Annotated in this window: 16 protein-coding genes; all 16 read right to left on the bottom strand. The window is 26.3% G+C overall.

Features of this window, described 5'->3' with window-relative positions; all coding sequences use genetic code 11:
* Window positions 1-22: 22 nt before the first annotated feature.
* Entirely contained in the window at window positions 23-964 is a 942-nt protein-coding gene (locus tag ACH2BC_RS01170; protein ID WP_395052113.1) for a glycosyltransferase family 2 protein, read from the bottom strand.
* Entirely contained in the window at window positions 961-1,608 is a 648-nt protein-coding gene (locus ACH2BC_RS01165; RefSeq protein WP_395052112.1) for an acetyltransferase, read from the bottom strand. Before ACH2BC_RS01165 ends, ACH2BC_RS01170 begins: the two co-directional genes overlap by 4 nt.
* Window positions 1,602-2,681 carry a DegT/DnrJ/EryC1/StrS family aminotransferase gene (locus ACH2BC_RS01160; protein ID WP_395052111.1) on the bottom strand — a complete coding sequence of 360 codons (1,080 nt, stop codon included), beginning with the start codon at window positions 2,679-2,681 and terminating at the stop codon, window positions 1,602-1,604. Before ACH2BC_RS01160 ends, ACH2BC_RS01165 begins: the two co-directional genes overlap by 7 nt.
* Before the next feature lies 1 nt (window position 2,682).
* Window positions 2,683-3,948 carry an ABC transporter ATP-binding protein gene (locus tag ACH2BC_RS01155; protein WP_395052110.1) on the bottom strand — a complete coding sequence of 422 codons (1,266 nt, stop codon included), beginning with the start codon at window positions 3,946-3,948 and terminating at the stop codon, window positions 2,683-2,685.
* Between the two features lie 3 nt (window positions 3,949-3,951).
* Window positions 3,952-4,812 (bottom strand): ABC transporter permease, encoded by an 861-nt coding sequence (locus ACH2BC_RS01150; RefSeq protein ID WP_395052109.1) that lies wholly within the window; start codon window positions 4,810-4,812, stop codon window positions 3,952-3,954.
* A gap of 241 nt (window positions 4,813-5,053) precedes the next feature.
* The gene (locus tag ACH2BC_RS01145; protein ID WP_395052108.1) at window positions 5,054-6,493 is read right to left on the bottom strand and encodes a T9SS type A sorting domain-containing protein; all 1,440 of its coding nucleotides are present in this window, start codon (window positions 6,491-6,493) and stop codon (window positions 5,054-5,056) included.
* Between the two features lie 18 nt (window positions 6,494-6,511).
* Window positions 6,512-7,105, bottom strand: coding sequence for a hypothetical protein (locus ACH2BC_RS01140; protein WP_395052107.1), 594 nt, complete (start codon window positions 7,103-7,105; stop codon window positions 6,512-6,514).
* 139 nt (window positions 7,106-7,244) lie between these two features.
* Window positions 7,245-8,642, bottom strand: a complete 1,398-nt coding sequence (locus ACH2BC_RS01135) for a T9SS type A sorting domain-containing protein (protein WP_395052106.1) — start codon at window positions 8,640-8,642, stop codon at window positions 7,245-7,247.
* A 403-nt stretch (window positions 8,643-9,045) separates the two neighbouring features.
* Window positions 9,046-9,999: a hypothetical protein gene (locus ACH2BC_RS01130; RefSeq protein ID WP_395052105.1), complete on the bottom strand. Its 954-nt coding sequence runs from the start codon at window positions 9,997-9,999 to the stop codon at window positions 9,046-9,048.
* 6 nt (window positions 10,000-10,005) lie between these two features.
* On the bottom strand, window positions 10,006-11,442 hold the full coding sequence (locus ACH2BC_RS01125) for an MBOAT family O-acyltransferase (RefSeq protein WP_395052104.1): 1,437 nt from the start codon (window positions 11,440-11,442) through the stop codon (window positions 10,006-10,008).
* A 114-nt stretch (window positions 11,443-11,556) separates the two neighbouring features.
* The gene (locus ACH2BC_RS01120; protein WP_395052103.1) at window positions 11,557-12,726 is read right to left on the bottom strand and encodes a glycoside hydrolase family 88 protein; all 1,170 of its coding nucleotides are present in this window, start codon (window positions 12,724-12,726) and stop codon (window positions 11,557-11,559) included.
* A 62-nt stretch (window positions 12,727-12,788) separates the two neighbouring features.
* The gene (locus ACH2BC_RS01115; protein ID WP_395052102.1) at window positions 12,789-13,979 is read right to left on the bottom strand and encodes a glycosyltransferase; all 1,191 of its coding nucleotides are present in this window, start codon (window positions 13,977-13,979) and stop codon (window positions 12,789-12,791) included.
* Entirely contained in the window at window positions 13,972-15,165 is a 1,194-nt protein-coding gene (locus ACH2BC_RS01110; RefSeq protein WP_395052101.1) for a glycosyltransferase, read from the bottom strand. The genes ACH2BC_RS01115 and ACH2BC_RS01110 overlap by 8 nt, the downstream gene beginning before the upstream one ends.
* Before the next feature lie 4 nt (window positions 15,166-15,169).
* A complete protein-coding gene (locus ACH2BC_RS01105; protein ID WP_395052100.1) occupies window positions 15,170-16,324 on the bottom strand; it encodes a polysaccharide pyruvyl transferase family protein in 1,155 nt (384 codons plus the stop codon).
* A 10-nt stretch (window positions 16,325-16,334) separates the two neighbouring features.
* Window positions 16,335-17,357, bottom strand: coding sequence for a glycosyltransferase family 2 protein (locus tag ACH2BC_RS01100; protein WP_395052099.1), 1,023 nt, complete (start codon window positions 17,355-17,357; stop codon window positions 16,335-16,337).
* 22 nt (window positions 17,358-17,379) lie between these two features.
* The coding region (locus ACH2BC_RS01095) for a hypothetical protein (RefSeq protein WP_395052098.1) at window positions 17,380-18,068 on the bottom strand (689 nt) is incomplete at its 5' end.

The following is an 18,068-nucleotide window of genomic DNA, read 5'->3' as shown; positions in this document are numbered from 1 at the left end:
AATTCATTTTAATTAAACTAATTTATGATTTTTTTAAAACAAGATTGAAATAATAATTAAAAAAATCATAACTAGCTTTTAACATTGAATTTAAGGAAGGTTTATATTTAACAACTATTTTGACATATAATTTTAGCGTTCTTGCTGGATACTTAATAAACTCAAAATTTAATTTTATAAAAACTCTTCTAAATAACATTGATTTATATAAGGTAAATTCTCTTTTATTACAAGCAATAATTTTATAAAATTTTAATGATTCATCAATATGCAAAATTATTTTTTTGTAAGCATTGTGTTTTGTCCAAATTCCAAAGCCATTATTTCTATATACAGATGTAATGTCTGGTAAAGATTTAATTTTTCCTTTTTGAGAATAAAAATAACTATATAGTTTATCTGCTCCAAAACTTCCTAAGTGTTTGGTGTAGAAATCTATAAATTCATTTGATAAATTTTTTGAAATAATAGTTTGGGTTGGAGGAATTATACCATTAATAATATCTAAAGTTGTCCAATCTTTAAATTCATATATTTCTTTGGAAATTACTTTTTCATTTTCATCAATAACATTTCTTGATGTAAAACATAAACTGTAATCTTTATTGTTTTCTAAAAAACTTACTTGATTTTGAATTTTATTTTTATCTATCCAATAATCATCACCTTCACAAATTGCTATATATTTACCATTACATTTTTGAAGTGCAAATAAAAAATTGGGCATAGCACCTATATTTTTTTCATGATTATGATACTTTATTAAAGAAGATTTAGGGTGATTTTTAAGAATACTTTGAACTTTATCTTCTGTATTATCTGGCGAATTATCGTTACAAACAATAATATTATATTCAAAATCACATTCTTGCATTAAAATACTTTGTAATGATTTTTCAATAAAATATTCGTGTCCGTAAGTAATAACACATACACTAAGAATAGGAGTTTTTTCTATTTTCAAAAGAGTAATGGTTTTAATTCTTTTTTAAATACAGCAGGAACACCTACTACTAATGAATTGTCTGGAACATCTTTTATAACCACCGATCCAGCTCCAATTATTACATTAGTTCCAATTGTGATTTTTGGTAAAATTGTGGCATTAGTACCCAAAACGCAATAATTTCCTATAATGCAATTACCTGAAACATTAACTCCAGGAGACATTTCTACAAATTCTCCAATTATACTATCATGTCCAATTGTGCAATTTAAATTTATTAAAGCTCCTTTTCCTAACTTCACATCATTGGTAATTCTAGTTCCGGTCATTATATTACATCCATCTGATATTGTATTTCCAAAATGACCAATTGAAGATAATGGACTAATTGTTGAATTAAATTTTCCTCCAATAGAAATAAATTTATCATATAATTTTTTTCTTAAAAAAGGATTGCCAACACCAATTGTAAAAATTGGTTCATTATCTTTAAAAAATAATTTTGCTTCTTCAATAGACTTCAGTATTTCAAATTCACCATATAATTTATCTGGCGAATCAATATTTACATCATCATAAAAAACAACATTTTTATGAGATTTTAATTGATAAAGTACTTCTAGTATCTCTTTAGCAAAACCTTTAGCTCCAACTATTAACATAATAAAGAATTAATAATATTACAAATTTTATTTAACTCAGATATCTCTAACTCTTTATATAATGGTAAACAAATTATTCTTGAAGCAATATCTTCTGAAATTGGCATTTTAATATCAAGGTTAACGTAATTTATTGTATTTAAAGATGGATAAAAATAGCGTCTTGGGAAAATTTGTTCTTGATTCAAATGTTTTTGAACTTTTAATAAAGTTGCTTCGTTTTCAAATATTATTGGATAATAACTATAATTCCAATCTGTGTTTTCTCTAATTCTTATACTTTTAATTTTATCGAAAATTAAATTGGTTTGATAATAAATAACTGCATTTCTTCTACAATTTAATATTTCATCAAAATGAGGCAATACAGTTAAACCCATTGCTGCTTGAAGTTCAGAAATTTTACCATTAATTCCAAGTCCATAAAAACCTAAAGGTCCATTATGTCCAAAATTATGACTGTAGAAAAGTTTTTCAAATAATTCTTTATCATTACAAAAAATCGCTCCACCTTCGCCTGTATGAAAAAGTTTGGTTGCATGAAAACTACATGTACTTACATCTCCATATTTAAAAATAGATTTATTTTTATAATTTACTCCAAATGAATGAGCTGCATCATAAATAACTTTTAAATTATGTTTTTTAGCTATTTGCTCAATTGCTTCTACATTACATGGATTGCCAAAAACATGAGTTGCTAAAATTGCAGTAGTTTTATTTGTAATTGCTTGTTCTATTTTAGTTTCGTCTATTGTTAAATATTCTGAATGAATATCAACAAAAACTGGTTTACAGTTTTCCCAAAGTATAGATGAAGTAGTGGCTATATAACTAAAAGGTGTTGTAATTATTTCTCCATTATTTGCTAAAATTTTTAATGCTATCTGTAAAGGAATTGTACCATTAGTCATTAATATAATGTGGTTAACATTTAAAAGATTTTTTAATTTATCTTCTAATTCCAAAACTAATTCTCCGCGATTAGTTAACCATTGGTTCTCCCATATTCTTTTTAACTGTTTTTGATATTCCTCAATTGGTGGGAAATAAGTTTTAGTTACATTAATCATATTATATATTTTTCCATTCAAAGGTTGGCCTAATAAATCCTGGTTCACGACCCATAAAAACACCTAAATCTTTATTTCCATTAACAATGTTAAACGAAAATACACTTTTTTCAACAAATATTGGTACTCTTTTATCAAACACAATAAAAATAGATAAAAAGAAACTTCCTGATTGAAAGAAAGATTTTGGAAATTTACAAATTAAATTATTTTTTCCTGATTTTAAATTTACATTTGATGTGCTAGTAATTGAAAATAATGCTTCTCCATATTCATTTAATAAATGATATGTTAAATGATATTTTTCAGATTCATTAGAGTGCATAAAAATTTCTGTACATATTTCTATTTCTTTATCTTCAAAAATTAATTCTTCATTTAAATTATCAATACATTGAATTGAGATTTTATTTAACTTAAAAACATTTGGAACATTTATATGATCATAATAAACTGTATTTAATTGTTTTTCAAGTCCGCCATTTAAATAAATACTGACGCACTCATCAACATTACCAAAAGTTTCAATTTTTCCTTTGTTTAATAAAATACCATTATTACATAAACTTTTAACTGCACCCATGTTGTGACTAACAAATAATACTGTTCTACCTTCTTTGCTACTTACATCACCCATTTTACCTAGACACTTTCTTTGAAACTCTGCATCACCAACGGCCAAAACTTCGTCAACGATTAATATTTCAGATTCCAAGTGAGCTGCAACTGCAAAAGCTAATCTAACATACATTCCAGAAGAATATCTTTTTACAGGTGTATCAACATATCGTTCTACACCAGAAAAATCAAGTATCTCGTCAAATTTTCTATTAATTTCCTGTTTACGCATTCCCAAAATTGCGCCATTTAAGTAGATGTTTTCTTTACCTGTCATTTCTGGATTAAAACCAGTACCAACTTCAAGTAGTGATGAAATCCTTCCATTCACTTTAAAACTGCCAGTTGTAGGTTTTGTTACTTTGCTTAAAAGCTTTAGTAAAGTACTTTTACCTGCACCATTTCTACCAATTATTCCAACTGCATCACCTTGATTAACTTCAAAATTAATATCTTTTAATGACCAAACATAATCTGAAGTTGCCTTTAAATTTCTATCATTTTCAACACCAATTTTAAGATAAGGATCTTCTTTTCCGCGAATTTTGTTTAAAAAACGATTTAAATCATGCGATAAAGTTCCTGTTCCAACCTCACCTAATCTATATTGTTTAGAAATGTTTTCTGCTTTTATTGATAATTTACTCATAATTTATACTGTATCCATAAAACTTTTTTCAACTTTATTAAAAATTATTACACCAAATATTAATAATGTAAATATTGATAATGTACTGAAAATTAAATTACTTGGATTAAAATTTCCTGTACCTAAATAAGCATACCTAAAACATTCAAATATTCCAGAAAGAGGGTTATAATCATTTAAGAATTTAAATTTTTCTGGCATTGCAGATGCTGGATATACAACAGGTGTTGCATACATAAAAAGCTGAATTCCGAACGTTAACAAAAAAACTAAATCTTTATACTTTGTTGTCAGTGAGGAAAAAATCATTCCTAGACCTAAAGCAAAAGTAGCCATTAAAAGAACTAATAAAGGAGTTAAAAAAATCCAAAGATTTGGTCTAATTTGATATTCAACAAATGTATAATATAAAATTATTAATATAAATAACCCAAATTGTATTCCAAATTTCATTAATCCTGAAAAAATTATTGATAAAGGCATTATTAATCTTGGAAAATAAACTTTTCCAAATACACTCGCATTATCTTTAAACACAGTAGAAGTTTTAGTTAAACATTCTGAAAAATAATTCCATATTGTGATTCCGCACAAATAAAATGGAATTTGTGGCATACCATCTGTAGATAATTTTGCAACTTGACCAAATAGTAAAACATATATTAACATAGTTAGTATAGGTTGAATAATAAACCATAAAGGACCTAATATTGTTTGCTTATAAAATGTTATAAAATCTCTTTTTACAAGCATATACAATAAATCTCTATAGCTCCAAACTTCTTTATAATTTATTGAGAGTAAAGAATTTTCAGATTTTATTTCTTCTGTCCAAACCTGATTTTCGCTTTCATTAGTAGCCATATATATAATAAGTGAATTTAAAAATAATAAATTTGATAACTTAATATTTACATTTCAAAAGTATAGTTTTAAATTTACAATTTATCATCCTACCCAAAAAATATAAATTTATACAAATTAAGTAAATTTATTTTAAAATATTATTTAATTTTAATCATTAAACAAATATATCTAAGCAAAATTATTATCATAAAAAAAGGATGTTTAAAATTTAAACATCCTTATTAAAAATTGCTTTTATTTATTTTTTTATAATTCTTTGGGTAAAGATATTATCAGAGCTAGAAATTACTATGTTGTAAATTCCAGAATTATAATTATTCCCAATTTCTAAATTTTCTATTTCAGAATCAATAATATTAAAGCTATCAACTAGTTTACCAAACATATCATATATTTTAAATTCAACGGCCTCATTGTTCAGGTTTGCCAGTTTTAAATTAAAATTATTTGTAAATGGGTTTGGATTTGCAATTGCAAAATTATTTATTGTATTGTAACCGTTGTAAACTGATAATTTATTTACATTTCCAGGAGTTGTTATTGAACATTCTGGACCATAATTTCCTATTTGTGTATTATTTATTATTAGAGCAACTGATATGTTATACTGAGTTGAAGGTAACAAAACGTTTATACCGCTAGGATCTATAAAAAAGCTTGACTTTAATTGACATTGAGCAAATCCTATAATCCCATTAGTGTAAAATAGATCATTCGAACCATTTCTTCTCAATCTAAACCTATAATTAGTATTAAATGGACTCGGTTGATTTGTAACAGCTTGGCCAGGATTTGTCGTTAAATAAATATTACTACTTGTGACAATTGTACAATTTACATTAGCAATTGGAATAGATGGTGTTGTTACATTACATATTGGTCCATAAGGTTGCCAAATACCATTTATTCTTGAAGCTGCTTGTACTTGATAGGTTGTATTATATAACACATAACCAGAAGCCAGATTTTCTAACTCAGTAAATGTAAAACGTCTTAGTAGAGTTTCTAACTGCGTATTAGGTAAATTATTAGGACTTACAAATCGCCATCTATATCTATTTGCGCCTGAAACGTTGTCTGCAAAAACTTCAGTATTTATTTTAGCTATTGTTACACCACATTGAGACGCTTGCAATTGTGTTAAAATTGCTTTAAATACAACTCTAAATCTTGTAACATTATTAGACTCTGCTACGCTTAATGTGAAAGTATATGGCAATGAATTAATAGAATTATTAGATGCATCAAATATAAAATATTGAACTGCGCCTTGACCACCATTAAATAAACCATCACCTATTCCTGTAAAAGTATGTGCTCCTGCAGGTGCAGAAAATCCCAATTGAAAAAAATCATTAAAATTAAAACTTGATAATAAGTTTTTTCCTTGAATGGCTAGTTTTGTAGTAGTTGCTGGCGCAATAGAATATACATCAATAATTGAGTTTGTAATTGGGGTTATTGCTGGTGAATCAAAATTTCTATCGGTTGCTCCATCAGTTGCACCAGTTGCATAACCTAATAATGTTTGTTTTAATGGAGCCGTTAATGAAGAAATATCAGTTCCTTGTTGAAGACTAATCCAAATTCTACTTCTTGATGGCGGTGTTATTAAAGATTGAATGGGATTACCTTTAAAAGATTGCTGGTCTGCTGGATTTACATTTGCCAAACGCATAGCATTAGTAAATTGTGCTTAACCACCGCCAGTTCCTACAATAAAAAAACCAGTACCAAATTGTAATTTACCATTAGGTATAAAAGAGTTATTAGTATCATTAATATTAGAAAGCGAGACATTATTTCTGCCAGCTCTAACGCCACCAAGAATATTATAAATAGCATAATCACTTGTTGAAAAATTTAGTGGCGATGGTCCAGGATTAGAACCACTTGCATTGGTATTGTGAGTCCATAAATAAATACTACCATTAACAACATTTAAATTAACAGGATCTAATAAAAATGAATCTAAATCTAAATGATCTGGGTATGGATTGCCCAATAAATTTAATTGATTGTTACCCACAATTGGTACAGTAATAGTTCCATTATTCTGTACACCTGCATAAGTTTGTTTATATTCAACATTAGGAAGATTTTGTCCAAAATTACCATTTCCACCAGTAGTTTCAATATAGCCAATTCCTGGCATCATTATTTCAGATTCTGGTATTAGCTCATATGCTTGGGTAGTTGTATTCCATTTATATTGCCTGTAAGCTTGAGCAGGTAAATCTGGACCAGTATAGGTACTTCCAATAGCTTGCCCAGCAACTGGTGATGACATAAAAATGTTGGAATATTGACCACAAAAATAGCCATCTCTAATTAAATTTTGGGAAAACAGAAAATTACATCCAAAACATAACAGAACAACAAAAATCTTAATTTTTAAATTTACTTTCATATTTATTAATTTTAAAGGGTTACTTTTTAATAATTTTAGTATTTATAATTTCGTCATTATAATTAATGGTTAGTATATACATACCAGCATTAAGCTCTGAAACATCTACTTCTAATTCGTTATTATTTTTTAAAATACTATTTTTTACAAGTATAGTTTTACCTAATAATGTTGTTATTTTTACAATAACATTAGCATTTATAGTTTCGTTAAAAGTAACTTTAAAGGAGTTAATTACAGGATTTGGGTACAGTGAAATTTTATTATTCTCATCAAAACTTGCATTATTTAATAAACATTCACTACCTATTAAAGTGGGTACATATTTAACATTAGTGGTATTGTTATCAAAAACATTAGCTGGTTGTAAACCCCAAGAATATAAGGAGTTGTTTTGTTTAATCGCTGAACGTACATATTCAGATTGTTCAAAAATTTTTAACCAATTGGTATCTGTACCTACTTGAATGGGTACATAAGAATTAGTTGTGTTGTTATTACCAAAATTACCATAACCGTTAGTGCCCCATGACCAAAGCGTACCATTATTTTTTAATGCTATAGTATTAAATCCGTTAGTTTCAACATCTAACCAATCTGTACTTGTGGTTATTTGTATTGGATTTAATGCTACAAAATTACCAGCAACACCATTTGCTGCCAAGCCATGATAATTTTGACCCCAATACCAAAGCGAATGGTTGGTTTTGAGTGCTGTTATGTGTGCTGCATTATTTGATATTTTTTCCCAATCAGTGTCTGTAGTTGCCTGTAGTGGATACCCAAAATTTTGCTGTCTTAATGTTAATTGCGTATTACCCCAAGACCACAAGGTGTTATTGGTTTTTATACCAAATGAAACGGTTTTGCCAGCATAAATTTTAGCCCAGTCTGTAGCTGTGCCTACTTGTATTGGTGTGCCTTGAAAAAATACAGTATCATCATTAATTCCTAATGTTTGATTTATATTATTTCCCCAAGCCCACAAAGTACCATTAGACTTTAAAGCTAATGAGTAAACACCTCCTGTTGAGACCGCAACCCAATTGGTATCAATACCAACCTGTGTTGGTGTAAAAATGTTAATATCATTATCTAAGCCACATTGTTTAGAAGTATTCTGTCCCCAAGACCATAAAGTACCATTATTTTTAATGGCTAATACATGATCTGATACACTGAAACTATCACTCCAATCATTGTCTGTTCCTATTTGAGTATAGGAATTATAAGTTGTTGATGCAGGTACATTATTTCCTAATACACCAAATTGGTTATTGCCAATAGCCCATAGTGTTCCATCTGTTTTTCTAACAATTGTAACTCTAAAAGTTGTAGAACCACCACTTGTGTAACATTGTGAAAATGATACTAAATTGTAAATTAGTAATAAAACTATAAAGTATTTTTTATACATGTTTTTTATTTTTAAATATTCTTACTTTTAAACAAATCATACAACTGGTTTTCAGTTTGTTAAAGTTATTTAAAAATAGTTTAGTATTTTAACTGTAAGAAAATAGTTATTAACAAAAAATGCTTTCGTGTTTTGGGTTTTTGCCACTATGTCGCTAAGGCACAAAGTTTATAATTTTTTTTTGCAAAATTGAGAATTGTATTGTTAGGTAATAGTATTCTCGCAAAGACGCAAAGCCGCAAAGTGTAGAATTAATTATAAAAAAAGTGAACGTTAATTTAATATTTCTACAGAATTAGCAGTAAAATTTTCAGTAGTAGAATAATTAGAAGCAAAGATTGCGGTGGATACTTTAGTAGGAATTTAGAATTTTTTCAATAATTTATAAGAAGTTATTTAAACATTAATACTCTTTTAATTTATCTATTTCATTATCAATAACTTTTTGAGGATTTTCATTTATTAATAAACCATTTTTAAATAAAGTGTTTAAAAAAATAGAAAATTTTAATGCACCATTACTATTTAAGTGATCAAAATCGCCAAATTCATTATTTTTTAAAGGAAAATTATGAAAGTCTAAATAAGGTATTGTTCTATAGTTACTCGTTCTAATTTTTTGAAATTGAACTTCATTATCAATTTTAAAATAATCTTTTTGTATTGGAAGTCTAATTAAATATAAATTGACATGCTTGTTTTTACAATATTTTATTATTGAATCTAAATAGATTAAATTAATATTTGAAATTTTGTTTTGCGAATTTAACTTTAACTTTTTTAAGTATTTAATTTTTAATAATGAATCTACTTTGTTTCTTTTTAGCGGTAAATATCCACCCCAATTTCTGTTTTCAAAAATATTTTTATTGGATGAACTCAGTAATTTTAAATTAGAAATGAACGCTTTATTTTCAGAATAAATAAAGGTTTTAAAATTGTTTTTTATCAATACATTTATATCGTCTTGTTGCATCAAAAAATTGTATTTAGAATAAAAATTAGGCATGTAATTTTCACCATAAGTCCAATTATCCATTTCTTTTTTAACTTGATTATTAGAAAAAGAAAGTATTACTTTATTGACATTAACATTTTCCTCTATAATTTTTTTTAATTTAAAATAAGTATAAAAATAAGATTCTCCACCTTGGGATAAATTTTTAATAGAATTTATTTTTGTATCATTAATAGCACATTCTGGCTGGGAATGACCTAATACTAGAATTTTAATAGAATCGCTTAGTTTATAAACACTTTTATTTTTTACAGCAATTTTGGCATAACTATTTAAAGATACATACAAGAGCACAAATATTGATAAAAAAAAGAATAATTTTAATATAAACTTTTTCATAATTATTTAAAATTGAAAATATATAAATTCTTGTTCTTTACCCATAAATACTAATATTAAAACAATTAATAAATAATAAAATGATAAACGTAGTTGTTTAGGCCAATTAAATCCCAGTTTTGCCAAAGCATATTGTTGTTCTCTTCCCATCCATTCAATTAATATAAAAAACAATAGTAGTATAAATATTGAAATTGGAAAATAAGATGGTTTAGAAAATAATGATGGTTTAAAAATATCACTTAGGTAAGTTAGTGCATGAGTAACAGAATTGGCTCTAAAGAATATCCATGCTAACATAGTTAAAGTAAATGTAATTGCCATACTTGTAAACTCTTTAAATGTTGGAAAAAAGTTACCTTCGGCCACAGTACCAATATTGGTTCTATTAGTTTTTAATAATAGTAATGGTAAAAAATAAATAGCATTTAATAAACCCCAAATAACAAAGGTCCAATTAGCACCATGCCAAAAACCACTAACTAAAAATATAATAAATGTATTTCTAACTTTCATCCAAGTTCCACCTTTGCTTCCTCCAAGCGGAATATATAAATAATCTCTAAACCAAGTAGAAAGTGAAATGTGCCATCTACGCCAAAACTCGGCGATATCTCTTGAAAAATAAGGAAATGCAAAGTTTTTTAATAAATCTATACCAAATAATCTAGCAACACCCAAAGCGATATCTGAATAGCCAGAGAAGTCACAATAAATTTGAAAAGTAAAAAATAAAGCACCAAGAATAAGAGTACTTCCAGATTGATTGGCTGAATCATTAAAAATTAAATTGGCATATTCTGCGCAATTGTCTGCAATAACAATTTTTTTAAACAAACCCCAAAGTATTTGTCTTAAACCATCTACGGCAGTTTGATAATTAAACTTTCGTTCTCGCTGAATTTGTGGTAACAAATGTGTTGCTCTTTCAATTGGTCCAGCAACAAGTAGTGGAAAGAAACTTACAAAAACTGAATAATCTATAAAGTTTTTTTCTGGTTTTATTCTATCATAATATATGTCTATCACATAAGACAATCCATGAAAGGTATAAAAAGAAATTCCTACTGGCAAAATAACTTTTAATGTCCAAATGTCTATATGTAATCCTAAATTAGCAATTGCTTCTGTAAATGATGTTATAAAGAAATTATAATATTTAAAAAAACCCAAAAAACCTAAATTAATACCTATACTTAGCCAAAACCAGAATTTTTTTAATTTAACATTTTTTGCTTCAAACATTTTTAAACCAGTAAAATAATCTAATAATGTTGAAAAAACTAATAAAAATAGAAATCGATAATCCCAACAAGCATAGAAAAAATAACTTGAAACTAGTAATAATATATTTTGACTTTTGTAATTATTATTGAAAACAAACCAATATAATAAAAATACTATTGGTAGGAAAATTGCAAAATTTATAGAATTAAAAAGCATTTGTAAATTTTAGAAAATTTTAACAAATATATTTATTTAAAATTGGTTTTGTAAAAAAAAAGATAATAACTTTTAAAAGAGAAATTCTAACACAGAAGTTTAAAAAATAAAAATTTATTTACAAGAAACACGTAAAGTAAAACCTTGAGTAAAAGGTAAAATATTAAATTCTTGCGAATGAATTCCTATTGCTTTTGTATCTCCTTGAGAAAAATCTATAGCGCCATCTCTTCTTGTTACTTGCATTAAGTATTTAATTGCTTTGTTTTTAGCATTTTTACAATCTAAAGAAATTTCTTCTATTGTTGCAGCATTTTCTAAAAACCATGCCAATGTTGCTGTTGTAGATGAATCTTGTCTAGATTCATTTTGAGAAACAATCCAAGACCAGCTTCCGTTTTCGTTTTGAAATTGTATTGCTGTTTTTGCAAATTGAACAATACTTCCTTCTAATATTTTTTTGTTACTATTATTAGTTGGTAAAGCTGTGTAAGAATCTATAAGTCCAATAGCATACCAACCCAAACCTCTTCCCCAACCAAATAATCCAACTGGTAATTTTGAATTTATATTATAGGTATGACAAGGTAAAAAAGTATTTTGCAACATTCCTAAATGGTTATAAGTAGTAATTTGTTTAACGCTCAACTCTACAGCTTCGTTGTTATTAAATTTAACACCATAATTAATTAAAAAAGGACAAATAAATCCAATTGTATCTACAAATCTATAATTGGTATTGTGTTTTTTGTAGGCAACTGTTCCATCAATTCCTTTTAAATTCATAATTAAATTATAAATTACATCATAACTTTGTTTGAATTTTTCATGATCTATCCAAGGAATATTTATAATTGCATAAGCTAAAATTACTTCGTCAATTTCTGTGGGTTGCTTTTTCCAATTTCCGTTGGCATCAATTTTAGAATTTACAAAAGTGTCTATTTTTGTTTTGGTCTTAGCATTTTTAGTAGTTTTATAATATGCTGTTAATCCTAATAATAATGACGCTTCTTGCCAACTTTGAATTGCGGTTCGTTTATAATTTCCTTTAAGAATATCAATAATTATCAGTCTAGAATTGTCAGTAAGTTTTATTGTTGGCATAGCTGTTATCCAAGCTAGCGACTTTTGCATTATTTTATTTTTCCAAATTTCTTTATCAGTAATTCTACCAATATGGATGCGACTTTGCCATGTATACAATTGTGGAAAAATATCAATTAAAACTATAATAAATAGTAAAAAAATTAGAATTAGTAAAAGTAGTGTTGGTAGTGTCATTTTATAAAAATTATAAAAACCATACAACTATAGAATTTAATTCCATAATTGTAAAAATTTTATCATTTAATTAAAGTATAAATTTTTTCAATTTCAGATTCATTACCCATTTTTTCTTTAGATAAATTTTCAATAAATTTATTTTGAAGGTCACCATCGTTTTGCAATTTTAAAATTCCGTTGGTAATTGCATCCGAATTCATTGCTACAATTAGACCATTTTCATTAGAAATAATTTGATCTTTAGCCGTAGAAAAATTGGTAACAATTATAGGTTTATGCAAAATTTTAGCTTCGTCAATTGCTAACGATTTTCCTTCAAATCGTGATGGTTGAACGTAAATATCGGCTTGTTTTATATAGGGATAAGGATTTTCTTTTAATCCTAAAAAAACAATTTCATCTTGTAAATTAAATTTTAAAATTTGAGAATTTAACTCCTCTTGCAATTCGCCAATTCCTAAAATATACCATTTAAAATTGATGTTTTTTTGTTTTAAAATATGGGCAGCATCAACTAATAAATCATATCCTTTTTGTGGTGCTAATCTTCCAAGAGTAATTAACTTTAATCCAGAATGTAATGGTTCAATAGTTTCATCTGCAAGTTTTAAAATTAATCTTGGTGTAGAAATATTTCCTATAACTAGTAACTTATCTAAATAATTTGGAAAACTTCTTTGTAATGCAGCCAAACATTCTTCAGATACTGTTGCAATATAATTAAGTTTATTAAAACAATCATAATCAAGTTTGGGATTCATTTCTAGTTTTTCATAATCGTTGTTTACAAAACCTATTTTTACTGCAGCTGTAACTTTATCTGCACAAAAATAATTGGGTGTTTTCTCTAAAAAACCTATTGCCATATCATATTTTTTACAAACTGGACTTAAACATTTTCCAAGAAACTTCCAAAGTTTTTGTTCTCTAATGGCTACGTTTTTTTCAGTTTTAAATAAATAAGCCATTGCAATTCTGTTAATTACAATATCAAATCTTAAAAGTTTTAAAGCGTTTAAAATAGCTTTTATAAATGACATATCGAAAAATTTATATTCTGATGGTTCCTCTAAAATTGCAACTTCTTTAGGAACTTGATTGAGAAACAATCCTTCTTTTTTAAACAATAATAAATCAATATTATACAATGAATAATCAAATGTTTGCAAGAGAGAAATTAATGCTTTTTCTGCTCCTCCAACTCGCAAATTATTCATTATAATTATAATATTTTTTTTGTTGTTACTCATTTATAATTTCATATAACTTATTAATTTCATCTTCTGTACCCAATCTTTCTTTAGACAAATTTAAACTTAATTTTTCTTGCAATTTTTTATTTTGCAGTACTTCTAAAATTTCATTTGCAAGGGATTCTTGATTCATTTGTGCTATAATTCCGTTTACAGAATTATTTATTTGATCTTTGGCAGTTGTAAAATTAGTAACTATTATTGGTTTACAAAGAATTTTGGCTTCTTCAATTGCCATTGATTTTCCTTCATATTGTGATGGTTGTACATATAAAGTACACGATTTTAAATAAGGATAAGGATTTTGCTTTAAGCCAATTAAATAAAAGTGATTTTGAAGATTATAGGATTTAATTTTAATTTCTAAATTTTCTCTTTCTTGTCCATCGCCAATTACAAACCATTTAAAATTTAAGTTTTTTTCTAGTAAAATTTTACTTGCTTCTACTGCTAAATCAATTCCTTTTTCTGGACTTAATCTGGCAACGGTTACAATTGAATTTTCAGAATTTAAAAATAGTAAATCATCATTATTTTTATCAGATAAGTTATGAATTGTTGTTGAAGAAACTATGTTGTAAATAGTTTTAAATTTGTTTTTTAATGTTGGGAAATTATTTTTTAAATCGGCTTCACAATCTGGCGAAACTGCAATAATTGCGTTGCATTTTTCAAAATAAAGCATATCAAATTTATAGTTCATTCCAGAGCTAGAATAAGTTGTATGAATCCAACCTATTTTAACCTTAGCATCAATTTTATCAACAGTAAAATAGATGGAAGATTTTTCTAAAAAACCAATTGCTGCATCATATTTATTAGGCAATTTATTTAAAGATTTTTGAATGTTTTGCCAAGAATTTTGTTCGGCAACAGCTTTATTTTTTTGAAATTTATTCTTTGCAAAAAATAAAATTCTATGATAGATTAAACTTAATTTTCCTTGAATTAAAAAGTGGAAACAAGAGATAATTAATTCTTTGCAAAATGTTTTATAATTAGAATTCAAATCTAAAACGGTAACCTCTTTTGGAAGCATAGAAAGAAAAATTCCTTTTTTATGAAGCAATACTAAATCAACATTATAGTTAGAATAGTTTATAGTATTTAACAGATTCACTAAGCTTTTTTCTGCGCCACCAGCAGTAAGACTTGGAATTACAAATACTATATTTTTTTTCATTATATTAAATTTCAAAAAGATACTGCGCCGCTTTTTTAGACATTTTTTTAATTTCTGGAATGCTGTTTGCCAATTTTAAGATGAGCTCTTTTTCTTCACGCTTCATTTCTTCAAATTTTTCAATCATTTTTTTACTGTCTGAAATGTCTTTAATGCTTAAAACTAATTTTTCTTCGCCAAAAATATCTTTAGAAATCCCTTTAGATTTTATGCTGTAACCTAAAACCATTGTTGGAATTAATGATGAATAAGCAGCTATTGTAGCATGAGTTCTTGCTCCTATAAAAAATCGCATTCTGGCAATATAACCTTTGTATTGAATTGCATTAAGATTATTTGGCAACAATAAAACTCTTTCTGTTGCTTTAAAGTGATTGTAAAATTCTAATAAACATTGGTAATCGTCATTTCCTTTTTCAATTACATGAGGTGTAAAAGCAATTGTCATATCGGTTGTATCTAAAATATGTTGCACTAAATTGAATGCTGCATCTCTAGAACCTTTATTTTTATTATAAACTAAAGGACTAAAATTAAAGCCCAAAGTGTTAGAAACTTGCCAACCATCAGGCAATGGTAATTCTTCTTTTTGCATGGTAAAAGCTCCATCTGCGCAAAGCTTAACATTTTCTACACCATTTTTTTTTAAAATTTCGAAGGTTAAACTTTCTCTTGCAAGTATTAAATCAAACGATTTTAAATCTTCTATTTTAGTAGGTGATAAATCTTCATCGCCAATAGATGCACCCCAAAGTACTAATTTTTTTCCTGCTTTTTTTATGCTTCTATCAATTTCATAAACGCCAGGTTGTTCTCCATAACAATAATTATCGCCACCAATAGAAAGCATAATATCATAGTTGGGAATGTGTTTTATAATTTCGCGATGCACTTGTTGAAATGCATACCGTTCATTTTTAAAAATTTTTATTTGTAGCGCATTTACAAACCATTTTGCAGAAAACTTTTTTATAGGTTTGTATTGATCAAAATAAATGTTGTCTATAAGTGGAATTATTGTATCGGTTTCTGGTTGCATTGATGCTAAATCTACAATTGCATTTGGATTTTCATTTTTAATTAATGCAACGCCAGATCTTACTATTGCTTCGCAACCTCTATTTAAACTTCCGCCATGGAAAAACATTAAAATTTTCATTAGTGCTGAATTATTTATTTTTATAATTGCTGTAACTTATTGCTAAAAAAAGTAAAAGTACTGATTTATTTTTGATGCATTTTAACAAATATTTGTTGTATTTATTTTCACTAGAATACAGTATTTCCCAATAATTTTTTATCGCTAATTGTACATTATTATTGCCAATCATCGAAGCGATATATTTGTATTTAAATATAAAAGATTTTTTAGAATTAAAATAAATAGGAATTAAAGAAACCACTGTATTTATTAATCGTATAGATTTATATTCTAAAACTTCTGTTTCGTTTACATTTACATTAAACTCTTTTTTATAATTGATATTAAATTTTTCTAAAGCTATTTTAAAATAATCAATTTTAATACTGTTTCTAGTAGCGCTATTGGCAACTTCTCTATAAAAGTAACCGTTATAATCTAAAAACAAAACTGATTTAACTTTGTTAAATGCTTGAATATTAAACAATCCGTCTTCTCCATTAATAACATTTACTGGAAATTTAATGTCATTAGATTTAATAAAACTGGTATTGTACAAATTGGTGCAAGCGGTATTTAGTAAATCTTTTTCTAAAAAATAGGGTAAAATTATAGTTTGAATTTCTTTATATAAATAAATTTTATCAATCCTAAAAATAGATTCATTTTTAGTAATTATTTCGTTTTTATCGATACTCATATTAGACACTACGATATTGACTTTAGATATATCTACCATTGTGTAGAGATAATTTAGAAAATTTTTATTAATATAATCATCTGCATCAATAAAACTTAAATAAGCGCCAATTGCCTTTTCAATTCCAGCATTTCTAGCGCTACTAACACCTTTATTTTCTTGATTAACTATACTAATTCTATTGTCTTGAGCTTGAAAAGATTCAATAATTTCTTTACTTTGATCTGTTGAGCCATCGTTAACAAATATAAATTCACATCTAGTTAAGGTTTGCGCCAATAATGATTTTATACAATCTGCAAGATATTGTTGAGCGTTGTAAACCGGAATTATTACTGATATTAGAATCATTTTTTTAAGAATTTAGAATTAATTATTCAATTACAATAATTTTTTTAATGCCAAAATATTCTTCTTGACGTTCTCTAATCCATTTGGTATTATTAATTTCGTGCAATTGAAAATCGGTAAATATGTAACAATGATTTAATAAATTTTTATCAATTAATTTTATTGCAACTTCTTTATTTCTTGCATTTTTTAATTTTTTTTCTCTTAAAACAATTGTAGATTTTAAAATTTTTCCAGAATTATAATCAGTAATTGTAACTGATAAATTAATTAAAAACAAACCTAATACAACAAGTAAGAAATTAATATTATTAATTGCATTTATATTATTAGTAGTATTAAAAATAATTTTATAAAAAAAAGTTACTATAAAAATTATTAGAAAATACATAAAGAATATTGAAGTTCTTGGAGATACTAAACTTAATGCTAAAATAAATGGTAAAATTGTACTAAATGCTACTAAATGCCATTTGTAGGTTTCAAGAAATAAAATAAATTTAGTTTTAGAGTTTGGAAAAATAATGATATTTTTAAAGTTGAATTTTATTGCTTTATTTAAAGAATAACCAAGAATTAAAATGGCTGCAATTGATAAAATTATTAAATATCTAGACCATATTATATAACTTTTTAAAGTTAAAATTATTCCTCTAAGTATACCATAAAAAGACATGTCAAAATGTGTCATTCCGTTTACTTTCATTCTAA

It is taken from the genome of Flavobacterium sp. (genome assembly GCF_043760115.1).
Lineage (GTDB): Bacteria > Bacteroidota > Bacteroidia > Flavobacteriales > Flavobacteriaceae > Flavobacterium.
The sequence above is the reverse complement of the archived record's forward strand: the minus strand, read 5'-3'. Positions and strand labels throughout refer to the sequence as shown.

Coding starts and splice junctions, on each gene's coding strand:
- ACH2BC_RS01165 (WP_395052112.1), bottom strand. CDS start 1,608: ATGTTAATAGTTGGAGCTAAAGGTTTTGCTAAAGAGATACTAGAAGTA.
- ACH2BC_RS01160 (WP_395052111.1), bottom strand. CDS start 2,681: ATGATTAATGTAACTAAAACTTATTTCCCACCAATTGAGGAATATCAA.
- ACH2BC_RS01155 (WP_395052110.1), bottom strand. CDS start 3,948: ATGAGTAAATTATCAATAAAAGCAGAAAACATTTCTAAACAATATAGA.
- ACH2BC_RS01150 (WP_395052109.1), bottom strand. CDS start 4,812: ATGGCTACTAATGAAAGCGAAAATCAGGTTTGGACAGAAGAAATAAAA.
- ACH2BC_RS01145 (WP_395052108.1), bottom strand. CDS start 6,493: ATGCGTTTGGCAAATGTAAATCCAGCAGACCAGCAATCTTTTAAAGGT.
- ACH2BC_RS01140 (WP_395052107.1), bottom strand. CDS start 7,105: ATGTCATCACCAGTTGCTGGGCAAGCTATTGGAAGTACCTATACTGGT.
- ACH2BC_RS01135 (WP_395052106.1), bottom strand. CDS start 8,642: ATGTATAAAAAATACTTTATAGTTTTATTACTAATTTACAATTTAGTA.
- ACH2BC_RS01130 (WP_395052105.1), bottom strand. CDS start 9,999: ATGAAAAAGTTTATATTAAAATTATTCTTTTTTTTATCAATATTTGTG.
- ACH2BC_RS01125 (WP_395052104.1), bottom strand. CDS start 11,442: ATGCTTTTTAATTCTATAAATTTTGCAATTTTCCTACCAATAGTATTT.
- ACH2BC_RS01120 (WP_395052103.1), bottom strand. CDS start 12,726: ATGACACTACCAACACTACTTTTACTAATTCTAATTTTTTTACTATTT.
- ACH2BC_RS01115 (WP_395052102.1), bottom strand. CDS start 13,979: ATGAGTAACAACAAAAAAAATATTATAATTATAATGAATAATTTGCGA.
- ACH2BC_RS01110 (WP_395052101.1), bottom strand. CDS start 15,165: ATGAAAAAAAATATAGTATTTGTAATTCCAAGTCTTACTGCTGGTGGC.
- ACH2BC_RS01105 (WP_395052100.1), bottom strand. CDS start 16,324: ATGAAAATTTTAATGTTTTTCCATGGCGGAAGTTTAAATAGAGGTTGC.
- ACH2BC_RS01100 (WP_395052099.1), bottom strand. CDS start 17,357: ATGATTCTAATATCAGTAATAATTCCGGTTTACAACGCTCAACAATAT.